This window comes from Pseudonocardia humida (assembly GCF_023898865.1).
GTDB classification, from domain to species: Bacteria; Actinomycetota; Actinomycetes; order Mycobacteriales; family Pseudonocardiaceae; genus Pseudonocardia; species Pseudonocardia humida.
In genome coordinates, this window is record NZ_JAGSOV010000070.1 from 61,103 (window position 1) to 75,318 (window position 14,216).

13 protein-coding genes are annotated in these 14,216 nt (G+C 73.6%); 9 read left to right on the forward strand and 4 right to left on the reverse strand.

Annotated features, from left to right (window positions below; genetic code table 11):
* Positions 1-35: 35 nt before the first annotated feature.
* On the reverse strand, positions 36-3,215 hold the full coding sequence (locus tag KDL28_RS32505; protein WP_252444732.1) for an ATP-binding protein: 3,180 nt from the start codon (positions 3,213-3,215) through the stop codon (positions 36-38).
* Between the two features lie 404 nt (positions 3,216-3,619).
* Here KDL28_RS32505 and KDL28_RS32510 point away from each other — a divergent pair, with 404 nt between their 5' ends.
* Complete coding sequence (locus KDL28_RS32510) at positions 3,620-4,435, forward strand: SAM-dependent methyltransferase (protein WP_252444734.1); 816 nt, start codon at positions 3,620-3,622, stop codon at positions 4,433-4,435.
* A gap of 17 nt (positions 4,436-4,452) precedes the next feature.
* Here the strand turns inward: KDL28_RS32510 and KDL28_RS42270 are convergent, their stop codons facing one another.
* From KDL28_RS42270 to KDL28_RS32525, 3 genes are all read right to left on the reverse strand, one after another.
* Entirely contained in the window at positions 4,453-4,929 is a 477-nt protein-coding gene (locus KDL28_RS42270; protein ID WP_372497138.1) for an IS3 family transposase, read from the reverse strand.
* Between the two features lie 177 nt (positions 4,930-5,106).
* A complete protein-coding gene (locus KDL28_RS32520) occupies positions 5,107-5,478 on the reverse strand; it encodes a hypothetical protein (RefSeq protein ID WP_252444736.1) in 372 nt (123 codons plus the stop codon).
* 67 nt (positions 5,479-5,545) lie between these two features.
* Positions 5,546-6,532 carry a LysR family transcriptional regulator gene (locus tag KDL28_RS32525; protein WP_252444738.1) on the reverse strand — a complete coding sequence of 329 codons (987 nt, stop codon included), beginning with the start codon at positions 6,530-6,532 and terminating at the stop codon, positions 5,546-5,548.
* Positions 6,533-6,656: 124 nt separating this feature from the next.
* Between KDL28_RS32525 and KDL28_RS32530 the strand changes: the two genes are divergently transcribed.
* From KDL28_RS32530 to KDL28_RS32565, 8 genes are all read left to right on the forward strand, one after another.
* On the forward strand, positions 6,657-7,832 hold the full coding sequence (locus KDL28_RS32530; RefSeq protein WP_252444740.1) for a MalY/PatB family protein: 1,176 nt from the start codon (positions 6,657-6,659) through the stop codon (positions 7,830-7,832).
* A gap of 49 nt (positions 7,833-7,881) precedes the next feature.
* Positions 7,882-9,108: an amidohydrolase family protein gene (locus KDL28_RS32535; RefSeq protein ID WP_252444742.1), complete on the forward strand. Its 1,227-nt coding sequence runs from the start codon at positions 7,882-7,884 to the stop codon at positions 9,106-9,108.
* 41 nt (positions 9,109-9,149) lie between these two features.
* Positions 9,150-10,100 carry a transporter substrate-binding domain-containing protein gene (locus KDL28_RS32540; RefSeq protein WP_252444744.1) on the forward strand — a complete coding sequence of 317 codons (951 nt, stop codon included), beginning with the start codon at positions 9,150-9,152 and terminating at the stop codon, positions 10,098-10,100.
* A complete protein-coding gene (locus tag KDL28_RS32545) occupies positions 10,097-10,990 on the forward strand; it encodes an amino acid ABC transporter permease (RefSeq protein ID WP_252444746.1) in 894 nt (297 codons plus the stop codon). Before KDL28_RS32540 ends, KDL28_RS32545 begins: the two co-directional genes overlap by 4 nt.
* The gene (locus KDL28_RS32550) at positions 10,987-11,748 is read left to right on the forward strand and encodes an amino acid ABC transporter ATP-binding protein (RefSeq protein ID WP_305882272.1); all 762 of its coding nucleotides are present in this window, start codon (positions 10,987-10,989) and stop codon (positions 11,746-11,748) included. The genes KDL28_RS32545 and KDL28_RS32550 overlap by 4 nt, the downstream gene beginning before the upstream one ends.
* A gap of 83 nt (positions 11,749-11,831) precedes the next feature.
* Entirely contained in the window at positions 11,832-12,017 is a 186-nt protein-coding gene (locus tag KDL28_RS40770; RefSeq protein ID WP_308216092.1) for a PspC domain-containing protein, read from the forward strand.
* Positions 12,018-12,150: 133 nt separating this feature from the next.
* Positions 12,151-13,359 (forward strand): fructose-bisphosphatase class II, encoded by a 1,209-nt coding sequence (locus tag KDL28_RS32560; RefSeq protein ID WP_252444751.1) that lies wholly within the window; start codon positions 12,151-12,153, stop codon positions 13,357-13,359.
* Positions 13,283-14,113 (forward strand): alpha/beta fold hydrolase, encoded by an 831-nt coding sequence (locus KDL28_RS32565; protein WP_252444753.1) that lies wholly within the window; start codon positions 13,283-13,285, stop codon positions 14,111-14,113. The genes KDL28_RS32560 and KDL28_RS32565 overlap by 77 nt, the downstream gene beginning before the upstream one ends.
* Positions 14,114-14,216: the final 103 nt, after the last annotated feature.

Sequence of the window (14,216 nt, forward strand, 5' to 3'; positions counted from 1 at the left end):
AGGGTGTCAGCCGGGTGTTCCTGGAACGTTCCTGATCATCGGAGTCGGGCCGAGCCGTTCGCGAGCGTGGTGCAGCGCGCCTCGTCGAGGCGCTGGCCCGCCGCCGCGAACCCCGCTGCCGCCGCCGCGAAGTGCGGTGCCGCCCGTTCGCCGGCCGCCTGCGCCCGGTGCCCCCGGACCTCCTGCAGGGCCGCGTCCCAGCCCGGCAGCCGCATCACCACGTCGGCCAGCCACTGCGCGATCGTCTCGTACTCGGCCGCCCGGTCGAGGTCCCCGGCGCGGGCCGCGGCGATCGCCCCCGGGACGACGAGGGTGATCCGGCAGCCGGGACAGGTCTCCAGCGGCCCGCGCACGGCGTCCTCGGCGTCGTCGAGGACGGCCAGCGCCGCGTCCGGGTCCGCGGCCGCGGCGATCCGCGTCCCGTAGATGCGGTCCAGCAGGTGGAAGCCGACGTCGGACTCGCGGGCGACGGCGAGTGCCTCGTCGAGCAGCACCTCAGCCCCCCGGAGATCACCCCGGTACAGCGCGGCCTCCGCCAGGCGCTGCAGCGCGAGGGACTCCCCGACCGCGCCGCCGTTCGCCCGGCTGAGCCGGGCCGCCTCGGCCAGGTCCGTCTCGGCCTCGGTCAGCCGGCCCGACAGCAGCAGCGCCTCGCCGCGCAGGGTCACCGCGTACGCGCGGCCGCGAGCCGCGCCGAGCCGCTCGGCCTCCGCGGCGAAGGCGTCGGCGAAGGCGATGACGTCGGGGTACGGCCGGGCGCCGTAGAGCAGGCGCTGGTTGATGCACAGGTGCCCGTCGAAGACGGCGGTGGCCAACTCGGGCAGGGCCGCGGTCTCGAGGAGGTCGGCGTGGACGCTGGCGCGGAGCTCACCGCGCGCGTGCGCCGCCGCGGCCTGCGCCCACGAGGCGATGACCAGGGACGGCGCGTCGCCCGACTCCAGCGCGAGCCGCCGGCTCTCGGCGGCCTTCGCGGTGCCCGTCTCCGGGTCGGCGAACCCCAGCACGGCAGCGCCCGCCCAGGCGAGGGCGTGCGCGAGCCGACCTTCCACGGTCACCGGTGCGAGTCCCCGCATGGTGCGCAGCGCACCGGGCGGGTCGCCCCGCTTGATCTGGGCGAGTGCCTGCTTGGACCGGATCTCCTGGGCCGCCGGCTCCCCGACGGCCTCCGCCGCGAGCCCGTACGCCGCGGGCGCCCGCATGTCGCCGAGCGCGTCGAGGGCCTCGGCGCGCAGGCAGAGCGCGTCCGGGTGCCGGGCGTCGTGGCCCAGCAGCGTGTCGAGGTGGCGCAGGGCGTCGGCGAACGCGCCCGGGCCGGCGGCGCGGCGGGCGGCGGCGAGCAGCCAGCCGACCGCCTCGTCGGGTCGGTCGCCGTCGAGCCAGTGCCGAGCGACCAGGGCTGGTTCGGCGCCGGCGCCGGCCAGCCGGCGCGCGATGTCGCGGTGCATCGCGATCCGGTGGTGCGGGGGCACCTCCTCGGCCAGTGCCCGCCGGACCAGCTCGTGGCGGAACCGGTAGCGTCCGTCCACGACTACCAGCGCCCCCGCCTCCAGACCGGCGTCCAGCAGCGCGAACGCGTCCGACTCGGCCAGCCCGGTCAGCGCGAGCACACCACCGGGGTCGAGGTCGCCGCCGGCCACGGCGATCCGGCGGAGCATGGCGGTGGTGGCGGCGTCGAGGTCGAGGAACCGCGTGGTGACCGTCTCCCACACCGACCGCGGTACGGCCAGCGCATCGCCGGCACCGCCGGCGCGGACCAGCTCCAGGGCGAAGAACGGGTTGCCCTGCGCGGTCTCCACGATCCGGGTCATCACCCGGTCGTCGGGCGGCTCCGGTGCACCGGCCACCACCAGCGCCTCGAGGTCCTCGCGCGGCATCGGGCCGAGGTCGATCACGACGCCGCGCCCGGCCCGCTCCAGGCCGGCGACGCCCTGGGCCAGGGCCGCCCGGACCGGCTCCGGGCGGTGGGCGAGGGCTACGAGCAGCGGTCGCGGTCCGCCGGTCCGGGCGAGCTGGGCGCACGCCTCGGTCGTGGCGTCGTCGGCGAGGTGGGCGTCGTCCACGACCAGCAGGGCGCCCGCGGGTGTCGCGGCGACCATCAGCAGCCGGTGCACGGCGCCGATGACCATGTGCCGGTTCAGGCCCTGCTCGGGCGGCTGCGCCGGGCGAGCCAGCGGGGTCAACCCGGCGAGCACCGAACGGGTGGAGCCGGGAACGGCGTCGAGCAGGCTCCGGTCCCGGCGGAGCAGGTCCTCCACGGCGGCGGCGAGCGGCGCGTACGGGCCACTACCGGAGACCGCCACCACGCTCACCACGAGCCTCCCCGACCGGGCCGCCATCGCCGTGACCTGCGCGCAGAGCGCGGACTTGCCGATGCCCGCCGGCCCCCGGACCACCAGCGCGCCCGGCTCCGCACCGCGCAGAGCGACCGCGGCGCGGGCCAGCTCCACCTGCCGCCCGACGTACGCGGTCGAGGCCGGCCCGAGCCCGGCGACGCACTCCTCGTACAGCGCCTGGCTCCGGGGGCCGGGGGCCAGGCCGAGCTCGCGCTCCAGGCTCGTCCGCAGCCGCCCGTACCAGCGGATCGCGGCGTGCCGGTGGCCGGCCCGCAGGGCGTCACGCATCAGCACCTGGTGGGCCTGCTCGTCGGTGGGCTCGACCTCGACGAGCCGCCGCCACTGCCCGGCGAGCCGCAGCACCTCGACCTGCAGCGCGTGCACCCGCGCCCGGGAGCCCTGCGTCCACTCCTCGTACCGGGCGTCGGGCAGTAGCTCCCCGGTGCACGCCCCGGCCGCCGCCGCGGCGGCGGCCGGGCTCCGGGAGCGCAGCGCCGCCTCCGCGAGCCGGCAGAACAGCGCGGCATCGACCTCGACGGCGACCTCGGCGGACGGGAGCAGTGCGACCCGGCCGCCACCGAGGACGACGGCATCCGGTCGGCCGAGTGCCTGGCGGGCCTGGTGGGCCGACTTCCGCAGGTTCGCCGCACCCGCCTCCGGCGTGAGGTGCGGCCACAGCGCCTCGACGACCTGGTCGCGCTGCAGGCGCCGGTGCTCGGCGAGCGCGAGCAGCTGCACCAGCTCGGCCGCCCGGCGCCCCGGCCAGGCATCCCGGTCCACCTCGCGGTCGCCGACGACGACGCGGAACGTTCCGAGCAGCTCGATGCGCACGCGCTCGGTCGGCTCCCCGGCGTCCGCCACGGCGCTCATGGTGTCGGACATCGCGGCTGCGCGACAGTCGCCTGGCCGGGCAGCCGTCAGGGGCGGCAGGGGCGGGATGGTGTCGCGCGTGGACTCGGCTCGCCGACCCCGGAGGCCGGCGCCGACATATCTCGCAGAACTACAGGCGCCGCGGGCGGGCGGCCGAAGGCTCTCTGAGGGCGTGCCTGGACGGGCAGCTCCGGATCCCGCGCGGTGCCGGACACGGGTTGCGGCCAGCGCACCACCCGGTCGGGTGCGATCGTGTGCGTCCTCGCCGACCGGCGACCGCGTGGTGATCCAGGAGGCGCTGCACCGCCTCGCGATCTACCCGTACTGCCCGGATGACCGTGCTCGGGCCTACGACGACCAGGTGAATAAGGTAACGCGCTGTAGCTGTAGCGTGAGCTGGAGCGAAGGGTGTACGCGTGGCGGAGAGCGATGCGGAGTTCGATCTGCAGACCGACCGGGCACACGGCGCCCGGATCTACGACTACATCCTCGGCGGCAAGGACAACTATCCCGCTGACCGGGAGGCCGGTGACAACTCGCTCAAGGTCTGGCCCGCGCTACGCGTGCACATGAACGCCAACCGGGCCTTCATGCATCGGGTGGGTCGCTACCTGGCCGCCGAGTGCGGCGTGGCGCAGTTCCTCGACATCGGGACGGGGATCCCCACCTCGCCGAACCTGCACGACGTCGTCCAGCTCATCAACCCGGCCGCACGGGTCGTCTACACCGACAACGATCCCATCGTGCTCGCGCACGCCCGTGCGCTGATGGTCGGGACCCCTGAGGGGCGCACGGCCTACATCGACGCCGACATGCGCGACCCGCAGACCATCCTGTCGGCCCCCGAGTTCCGCGAGGTCCTCGACCTGGACCGCCCGATCGGACTCCTGCTGATCGCGATCGTGCACTTCATCGAAGACGACGCCGAGGCCTACCGCGTGGTCAACCAGGTGGTCGACGTACTGCCCAGCGGCAGTTACCTGGCCATGTCGATCGCCACCGACGAGTTCGACCCAGTGCCACTGGCCGAGGTGCGACGCCAGTACTACGAGTACGGCGAGACCCTCGTGTTCCGCGAGCGCGCCCGGGCACTGCGCTTCTTCGACGGCCTGGACCTGGTGGAGCCCGGGCTCGTGCAGGTCCACAAGTGGCACCCCGACAACGCAGTCGACATCGGGGCGGTCGCCGACAGGGACATCGCCATGTACGGCGCAGTCGCGCGCAAGCCCTGACCCACACCAACGCGCGATCACCGCTGGGTGCGATTCGGCAGGCCACCGCGGACCAGGGTCCGCCGGTCTGCCGTGTGGATGCCCGAACCCGGCTCACGCCGCTGACCCGCTGCTTCCTCACGGGCCCGAACCCGACATGATCCTCCGGTGGCTGAAGCGGTGCAGCGGGCCACCGCGATGCCCTTCCGGTTCAGCTGCAGCCACACCTTGCGCGCCCCGTAGGCTCCGAAGTTGTCCTCGTGGACACGCACGATCTCGGCCTTGAGCGCCTCGTCATGGCGCTGGCGCGCCGACCGGGGCGCGGTGTCGTGCAGGGCGGCGTAGTAGGTCGATGGGGCGATCGGGCAGCCGTGCTCGCAGGGCACTCTGCGGATTGACTCGATTCCCCCTTTCAGCCGGGCCACGACCCGATGGGCTGGGCGGGTTCGGCCGGTGTCAAGGGGCTGGGCGACGTTGCGCCGCGCGTGCGGCGATGTGGTGGCCGACGCGGTCAACGTCCACCTCCGGTCGGTTCCGCCGCCCACGGTCAGCAGCGGCGCCGGCCGACGTCGAGCGACGACACCATCCCGCCGAAGCACTGCTCCGGGTCCTCGACCCGGCTCTCCGGACGGCTGAGGTTCGCCTGCCTCCGGTCGACGAGAAGCGCATCCGCGGTCCCGCCACCCTGCGATCTACTCGACGGCGCCTCGAACACGTCGCTGGTCGGGCCGCCCGGAGTCGGCACGACCATCGTCGCCACCGCGCGCGCCCGCGGCGTGATCGACCAGCGCCGGCGGGCTCCGACGGGCGGCGCAGCGCCGGTCAGTTGCCGAGCTGTGCGGCGATTGCCTCGCGGCCGATGCGGGACCAGACGGGCGCGATCCGCCCGGCCTGGAATCGGTAGAAGGCGTGTCCGCCGCGATCATGTCGGCGTATCGCCGGCGGGTGAGCACCTCGTCGTTGTCGGTGAATTCGTCGCGGACGTAGTCGTCCAGGTCGCGGAATCGCCGGTCGTTCAGGGCGTCGAGGTAGACCAGGTACGTGGCCGCCAAGGCGTCGGGCATGGTTCTCCTCCTTCGGAGTGAGTGATCGGCATCGTCGGCCGTGGGCGTGCGGGTGTGTTCCGCGACGTCATGTGGCTTGCTGGTGGCGGTCGCGGTAGGCGCGGGCCTCGGTTCTCCCACCGTCCGGCGACCTGTGCCGGCCCCGGTCCTCGCTATTCGGCACCGTGATCTGCTCGGTGAGGGCGAGCAGCCGGGTGGTCAGCACCGGGAGGGCCGGGTCGTCGGCGAACCCGGCCCGGTGGGCGAACTGCACGTCGAGCTCCTGCCAGGGCAGCCGCAGCGGCAGCTCGACCAGCTCCCCGGCCCGGACCGCCGCGGCGGTCGCGTACTCGGGCACGACGGCCACGTAGCCGTGGTGGCGGGCCAGTTCGACGGCCGCCGACGGCAGGCCCAGCAGGTGGACCGGCGACTGCTCGGTGCCCCGGCCGTGCTCGAGCAGGTCGGCCAGCGACGCGGCGTCGGACGTCCAGCGGTAGACCACGACCGGCGAGGACACCAGGTCGTCGATGCTGAGCCGGAGGCGTGCGGCCAGCGCGTGGTCGGGCGCCGCGACGGTCATCAGCCGGGCCCGCATGCGGTGGGCGACCGTCAGGTCGGAGGGCAGCGGCCGGTTGATGACGAAGCCCGCGTCCGCCGTGCCGTCGAGCAGGCTGGTGATCACCTGGTCGCTGTGCAGGATCCGGAAGTTCCCGCCGATCCCGTGCCGGCCCAGCTCGGCCAGCAGCCCGTCGGCCAGCACGATGGCCAGGCTCGCCGGGATCGCCAGGACCAGGCGCTCCTGCCCCGGCCTGCGCACGGCGGTGTGCGCCTCGGCCAGCAGCATCAGGCAGCGCCGCGCGTAGGAGTCGAAGCGGCGGCCGGCGGCGGTCAGCGTGGTGCCGCGCGGGGTGCGCTCGAACAGGTCGACGCCGAGCTTCCGCTCCAGCGCCGCCATGCGCACGCTCACCGAGGGCGCGGCGATGTGCAGGGCCTGCGCCGCGGCAGTGAAGCTGCCGGCCTCGACGACCCCGATGAAGACGTCGAGGTCCGGCACGGAGACGGTCTCGCGGGGCATAGCCGCAGCCTAATGCTGCCGATAGCGACCCGGCGTCTACCGGCGGGCCCGCCACCTGGCCAAACTCCAGGAACCGCGATCAACAGCGCCCGATCAGCACCCGATCTCCTGGAGCCCGCACCCCATGGTGGAAACCCTGCACGTCCCGACCGCGTGGACGGTGAGCGACCTCCGACGCCGCCGCACCAAGCGGTGGTCGGTGTACGCCTCCGACGTCGCCGACATGACGGTGGCCGAGATGGACTTCCCGGTGGCCGAGCCGGTGCTGCGGGCCGTGCGCGACGCCGTCGAGCGGCAGTGCTTCGGCTACCCGCTCCCCGAGGCCAGCAGCCCGCTGCCGCAGGTCGCGTCGGCCTGGTTCGCCAGCCAGGGCCTCGACGTCCCCGCGACCCGCGTCCGGCAGATCTCCGACGTCATCAAGCCGATGATCCTGGCGATCCGCCACCTCAGCCCGCCCGGAACCCCGGTCGCGGTCATCACCCCGACCTACGCCTCCTTCCTCGGCGCCGTCGCGGCGGCCGGCCGCGAGCGGATCGAGGTGGCGATGACCCGCGGCCCGCTCGGCTACGAGCTCGATCTCGACGGCATCGAGTCGGCATTGCGCGCCGGCGCCCGCACGGTGCTGCTGTGCAACCCCAGCAACCCGACCGGGGCGGTCTACCCGCGCGCCGCGCTCGTGGCGCTGTCCGAGCTGGCCGAGCGGCACGGCGCCCGGGTGGTCAGCGACGAGGTGCACGGCCCCATCCGCTACGCCGGTGCGCACGTCCCGTACGCGACGGTGAGCCCCGCCGCCGCCGCGCACGCGATCACCCTGACCAGCGTCAGCAAGGCCTGGAACGTGCCCGGCCTGCGGTGCGCGCTGGTGGCGTTCACCAACGACGAGGACGCGGCCCGCTGGGACGCGCTGCCGGGCCCGGCGAAGGGCGGCATCTCCCCGCTGGGGATCGAGGCGTCGGTCGCGGCGCTCACCGAGGGCCGGGCGTGGCTCGACCACGTGCTGGGCGTCCTCGCCGACAACCGCCGCCTCGTCGGCGAGGTCCTCGCCGCGCACGGGATCGAGCACATCGTCCTCCCCCCGGCGGCCACCTACCTGGCCTGGCTCGACCTGCGGGAGTTCGCCGTCGGCGACGACCCGGCCGGCTTCCTGCGGGAGCGGGCGAAGGTGGCCACGACGCCCGGGGAGTCCCACGGCGCGGCCGGGCGCGGCTTCGTGCGCCTCAACTTCGCCGGCCCGGCCCCGATCCTCGCCGACGCCCTCGACCGGGTGGCCGCCGCCCTGACCGGCCGCACCGCCCGGTGACCACCCCGAAGGCCGTCCCACCGACCGTCCCGGACCAGGAGGAACCGCTTTGTCCACCCGCATCCTGAGCGCGCGCACCGTGCTGGCCGGCCCCGACCTCGCCGCGATCGACGAGGGCGCGGTGGTGGTCGAGGGGACCCGGATCGGCTGGGTGGGCCCGCTCGGCGAGCTCCCCGCCCGCTACGCCGAGGTCCCGGTGCAGGAGTACCCGGGCAGCACGATCCTGCCCGGCCTGATCGACACCCACGTGCACCTCGGGTTCGACGGCGGCCCCGACCCGGTGACCCGGATGCGCGGCCAGACCGACGTCCAGCTGCTCGACGTCATGCGCACCGCGGCCCGCACCCTCGCCGCAACCGGCGTCACCACGGTCTGCGACCTGGGCGCCCGCGGCTTCCTCGACCTAGCGCTGAAGAAGGAGCTCGCCGACCGGCCCGGCACCGGACCGCGGGTCCTCAGCGCGGCGCGGCCGGTGACCACCCGCGAGGGCCACTGCTGGTTCATGGGCGGGGAGTCCGAGACCGGGATCCGCGACCTGGAGGAGCTGGTCGAACTGCACGCGCTGATGGGCGCCGACGTGATCAAGGTGATGTCCACCGGCGGCACCATGACCGTCACCACCCGCCCGTGGCAGGCGCAGTTCTCCCTGGAGGGCCTGCGCGCCCTCGTCGCCCGCGCCCACGCGCTCGGCCTCCGGGTCACCGCGCACGCCCACGGCCGGCCCGGCATCGACAACGCCGTGCGGGCCGGGGTCGACAAGCTCGAGCACTGCACGTTCCTCACCGAGGAGCGCGCCACGCTGCACGACGCCGACCTGGTCGCGCGGATCGTCGACCAGGGCATCCACGTGTGTCCCACCCTCAACGTGAACAGTCACGAGCTGATGTCGCGGCGGCCGGGCGCCGCCGCGTCGATCCGGGCGATGTACGACGCGGGCGTCCGCCTCGTCGCCGGCACCGACGCCGGCATCCGCAACCTGCCCCACGACGCCTACGCCGAGGGTCTGGTGACCTTCACCGACCTCGGCGTGCCGGCGCACGAGGTCCTGCTGATGGCCACCGTGCGCGCGGCCGAGTCGCTGGGCGTCGCTGACCGGGTCGGGACGCTGGCGCCCGGCATGGCTGCCGACCTCGTCGTCGCGCCCGGCGACCCGACCGCCGACGTCGCCGTCCTGCGCACCGTGCAGCGGGTCGTCGTCGACGGCGCTGACGTCGTGGGCTCTGACGTCCTCACCCATCGATCCCCGCAGCCGCAGCCCGCGGCCGTCATGGCCTGACCATTCGCACACCGTCGTCCGAACGGAGAAGCACCATGCGCATGAAGCCCGCAGTGGGCGCGCTCGCGGCCATCGCCGCGGTCCTGCTCACCTCGTGCACGACCCCGACCCCGGCGGCCGGAGCCGCGGAAGGCCCGGCGGCGCCGGTCGCCGACCAGGTACCCGCCCAGCAGCGCAGCTACGACTCCATCGCCCGCGACGACGCGGCCTGGGCGCTGCTGCCCGAGGCCACGAGGCAGAGCGGGGCGATCACCGTGGTGGTCAGCGCGGCGAGCCCGCCGGGCAGCTTCATCTCCCCCGACGGCGGCGGGCCGGCCGGGATCTTCCCCGAGATCGCCCTCGCGCTCGGCCGGGTGCTGGGGGTGGAGGTGACGCTGGCCCAGATCCCGTTCGACGGGGTCATCCCCGGTCTGCAGGCCGGGCGCTACGACATGGCCGTCGCCAGCATGTCCGGGACCGCGGAGCGGCTCGAGGTGCTCGACATGGTGAAGTTCACCCTGGGCGGCTCGGCCATCGCGGTGCCCAGCGGCAACCCGCTGGGCCTGGACTCCCGGTCGTTGTGCGACCACCGCGTCGGCGTCGTCGTCGGGACCCACCAGGCCACCTCCCGGCTCCCCCGCCTGGACGAGCAGACCTGCGGGGCCACCGGGCGGCCGCCCATCCAGGCGGTGAGCTTCCCCGACAGCAACGCGCTGCTGCTGGCGCTGTCCAGCAACCGCATCGACGCGGCCATGAACGACGGCCCGGTCCTGGGCTACGCCCAGCGCCAGCAGGGCGGCCGCTTCGACGTGCTCGCCGACGACTCCCAACTCAAGTCGATCGGCGGGATCGGCCTGCCCAAGGGGTCACCGCTGGTGCCCGCCGTCGAGGCCGCGGTGCGCACGCTGCAGGGCCTACCCGAGTACCGCGACGTCTACCAGCGCTGGGGAGCCGTCGAGTTCGCACTGCCGGTGGAGATGGCCGGCCGGATGACGCCCGCGGACTTCTCGTGACCGCCCGCACCGTCGAGTCGGTCGAGCCGCATGCGCCGCCGGCGGGCCGGCGGATCGCGCGCCGGCCCAACCGGTGGAACCTGCTCGGCGTGGCCGCGGTCGCCTACGTCGTCCTGCAGGTGGCCTCGGTCGTGACCACCAACGAGAACTTCGCCTGGCCGATGATCGGGCGGTACCTGTTCGCGCCGCCGATCCTGCACGGCATCGGGCTCACCATCTGGCTGACCGTGGTGGTCATGCTGATCGGGGTGCTGCTCGGCGTCCCGCTGGCGATCATGCGGATCTCCGGCAACCCGCTGGTCTCCGGGGCCGCCTGGTGCTACGTCTGGGTGTTCCGCGGCACACCGCTGCTGATTCAGGTGATCTTCTGGTTCAACATCTCGGCGCTGTTCCCGGTCATCCACCTGTCGATCCCGTTCGGCCCGTCGCTCGCACTGGGCAGCGCGAACAGCCTCATCACCCCGCTCACCGCCGCGGTGATCGCGCTGGCGCTCAACGAGGCCGCCTACATGGCCGAGACGATCCGCGGCGGGCTGCTCGGCGTGGACCAGGGCCAGCGCGACGCCGCCCGGGCGCTCGGCATGACCGGGTCCGGGGTGCTGCGGATGATCATGCCGCAGGCCATGCGCATGATCATCCCGCCGACGGCGAACAACACGATCACCACGCTCAAGAACACGGCGCTGGTCAGCGTCATCGGCATCGCCGACCTGCTGCACAGCGCGCAGATCATCTACGCGCAGAACTACCAGACGATCCCGCTGCTGATCGTCGCGGCGCTGTGGTACCTCGCCCTGACCTCGCTCCTGGGCATCGGGCAGAACCGCCTGGAGCGCCACTTCGGGAAGGGCGCCCGGCCGATGGCCGCGCGGGGAAGGGACGGGCGATGACCGACGTCATGCTCGAGGTCCGGGCCGTGCGCAAGTCGTTCGGGCACGTCGAGGTGCTGCGCGGGATCGACCTCACCGTGCCCGCCGGGAACGTCGCCTGCATCATCGGCCCCAGCGGCTCCGGCAAGTCCACCCTGCTGCGCTCGGTCAACGCGCTGGAGAGCGTGGACGCCGGCGAGATCCGGCTGGGTGGCGAGCTCATCGGGTGCACCGAGCGGGGAACCGGCCTGGTGGCCCTGCCGGAGAAGCAGACCGCCGCCCAGCGGGCCCGGATGGGGATGGTCTTCCAGCGGTTCAACCTCTTCCCGCACCTGACCGCGCTGGAGAACGTCATGGCCGGCCCGGTCCGGGTGCAGCGCCGGCCCAAGGACGAGGTGCGGCGGGAGGCGAGCGACCTGCTCGACCGCGTCGGGCTCGCCGACCGGGTCGAGTACTATCCGGCGCACCTGTCCGGCGGCCAGCAGCAGCGCGTCGCCATCGCCCGTGCGCTGGCCATGAAGCCGGAGCTCATGCTGTTCGACGAGCCCACCTCGGCGCTCGACCCGGAGCTGGTCGGCGAGGTGCTCGACGTCATGCGCGAGCTGGCCCGCGACGGCATGACCATGCTGGTGGTCACCCACGAGATGGGCTTCGCCCGGGAGATCGCCGACACCGTCACGTTCATGGACGAGGGGGTGATCGTCGAGCACGGGACGCCGGCGGAGGTGATCGACAGCCCGCGCCACGAGCGCACCCGGGAGTTCTGCGCCCGGATCTGACCCGTGGGGTGCCCCGGCGAGGTCTGGATGAAATGGTGGCGTCAGGAGCCCGTACGGCGGCGATCGGGTCGACGGTCGCGAACGTGGCCTCTCGACTCGTCAGACCCGGTTCCGGGAAGTTGATCGCCGGGGTGTGTGCCGCGCTCGCGGACCGGTTCGGCCTGTCCCGCGGTCTCGTCCGCCTCATCTTCGTGAAGTTCGGGCCGGTCGGTGCCGGTGAGCCGGCCTACATCATCCTGTGGATCATCATCCCGAAGGAGCGACGGTAGGGCGGCGCGGGTACGCCGAGACCTCCGCGGCCGAGATCGGCGAGCAGGCAGGGCCGGCAGCGGACTGGTGAGCAGCCACCACTTCGGGATGCCTACCTCGCCGCCACCCGCGCCCGCGCCCGCCAACGAGACTATGAACAGCGCTTGGGCAGCGAAATGGGGAACCACAGCCAGCGGCGAACGGCTGATCCCACTGTCGGCCAACGAGATCCGTCGACTACTCGCAAAGCTCGTCCTCGCCCCGGTCACCTGCCTTGACCAGGTTCTGGCCTGGTCACTCTGGCGCGCCGCCGACGGCAATACCAGGCCCGCGCCTGCCACTACCGACGACGCGGTCACCCTCTGCCGACATGAACCGAGTGCCGTTGCAGTGCTAGCAGGCGTCGTCGACGTGGCCGCGCCCACCGAGGCCACCCTCGGGCACATCGCAAGGGCTCACGGGGTGGCGGTGCCCGAGCTGACCGTCTGCATCCTCGACCGGGCACGCCACGAGCAGACCCTGGTCCGCCGGGTACGCGAGGCCGGCTCCCGGATCAGGTTCCTGCTCGACGGCGACGTGGCCGGCGCGCTCATGGCGGCGAGCCCGGACACCAACGTCGACCTCATGGTCGGCATCGGCGGCACCCCTGAGGGCGTCCTGGCGGCATGCGCCCTCAAGTGCACGGGCGGCACGCTCTACGGCCGGTTCCACCCCGCGACGACGACGAGCGCCGCCGCGCCCTTGCTTCTGGCGGGTGCCGGCCGGGGTCGGCCGGCACGGTTTCCCGGTGCGACCTGTCGTCAGCGGGCCCGTCCAGGCCCGCAAGGCTCCCCCAGGCAAGGGCTTGCTCGCCGACGAGTTCGGGGCGTATCTCGTCGTAGTCAGGGGTGTTGCCGACGCGGCCCGCAGCGAGCAGAAACCCGGCTCGTCCACTACCCGGCTGCCGGTGGGGTCTTCGGCCGGACGGCGTCCCCAGGCCGAGATCAGCGGCGCGGGTGTCAGGTCGAGTTCGCCGGCGCGGATGGCGGCAAGGTGCGCGTCGATCTCGGCGTCGTCGGCCGGCCCGGCCGCGAGCAACTCGTCGCGCACGTGTTCTATGGTCGCCGCCTCCCACCGGTCGCAGGCCAGTCCGCCTACCGGGAAGAGCCCACCTCGGCGACATCGACCAAGTCGGCCGCACGGGTTGCGGTCCGGTACCGGCCGGCTGCCGTCACCCACACGCATGCTCGATCGAGGCGGGTACCGTCCAACACGTTGATCGACTGCTGGTGTGGAGGGGCGAACGATGAAGGCTTCGACCTGGGAGCTGCCAGAGTCGGTGCAGGTGGACAGCGGCACGGTCCGCTGGGCGCGCCTCGGTAGCGGGGACCGGCCCGTGGTGCTGGTCCACGGAACCCCGTACTCGTCGCTGCTGTGGCGGGACATCGCCCCGGCCCTGGCCGAGCGGCACACCGTGTACGTGTTCGATCACCTCGGCTACGGCCGCTCCGAGCAGGCCGAGGGCCAGGACCTGACGTTGGCCGCGCAAGCCCGCCGGTTCACCGAGCTGCTGCACCACTGGGGCCTCGACACCGCGGCACGAGCCCCGGGTGTGGTGGCCAACGACATCGGCGGCGCGGTGGTGCTGCGCGCGCTGCTGCTCGACGGCGCCCGCTACCGCGACCTGACGCTGTTCGACTGCGTCAGCGGTGGCCAGTGGGAGAGCGGACTGTTCGCCCTGATGCGCTCCCACCACGAGGTGTTCGAGCAGCTACCCGGCTACGCCCACGAGGCGCTGGTCGCCGCCCACCTGCGCAACGCCACCCACACCGGTTTCCGCCCCGACGTGCTGGAGGCCTTCCTCGAACCCTGGCTCGGCCCCCAGGGGCAAGCCGCCTACTACCGGCAGTACCGGCAGCTGGCCCAAGCCGACACCGAACCCTACGAGGCGCTGCTGTCGGGGATCGACATCCCGGTGCAGCTGCTGTGGGGTCGAGAAGACCGCATCCTGCCCCCGGAGCACGGCCGCTGGCTGCATGAACACATCCCGCAGGCCGAGATGCACTGGATCGACGACGCCGGGCACCTGCTACAGGAGGACGCCCCCGCCCAGCTACTCGCCCATCTCCTTCGCTGACCGCCGCGCCGACGCCCGCATTGTCCGAGCGGCACCAAGTCGCTGACCGGTGCGACGGCCGGGCACGTAGGGTCCTGCCCTGGTCTGGGGATCAGCGGCGAGC

Bases quoted from the DNA above. Each gene is read 5' to 3' on its own strand.
- KDL28_RS32540 (WP_252444744.1), top strand. From the start codon at position 9,150: ATGAAGCCCGCAGTGGGCGCGCTCGCGGCCATCGCCGCGGTCCTGCTC.
- KDL28_RS32520 (WP_252444736.1), bottom strand. From the start codon at position 5,478: ATGCCCGACGCCTTGGCGGCCACGTACCTGGTCTACCTCGACGCCCTG.
- KDL28_RS32560 (WP_252444751.1), top strand. From the start codon at position 12,151: ATGAACAGCGCTTGGGCAGCGAAATGGGGAACCACAGCCAGCGGCGAA.
- KDL28_RS32550 (WP_305882272.1), top strand. From the start codon at position 10,987: ATGACCGACGTCATGCTCGAGGTCCGGGCCGTGCGCAAGTCGTTCGGG.
- KDL28_RS32565 (WP_252444753.1), top strand. From the start codon at position 13,283: ATGAAGGCTTCGACCTGGGAGCTGCCAGAGTCGGTGCAGGTGGACAGC.
- KDL28_RS32530 (WP_252444740.1), top strand. From the start codon at position 6,657: ATGGTGGAAACCCTGCACGTCCCGACCGCGTGGACGGTGAGCGACCTC.
- KDL28_RS32525 (WP_252444738.1), bottom strand. From the start codon at position 6,532: ATGCCCCGCGAGACCGTCTCCGTGCCGGACCTCGACGTCTTCATCGGG.
- KDL28_RS32505 (WP_252444732.1), bottom strand. From the start codon at position 3,215: ATGTCCGACACCATGAGCGCCGTGGCGGACGCCGGGGAGCCGACCGAG.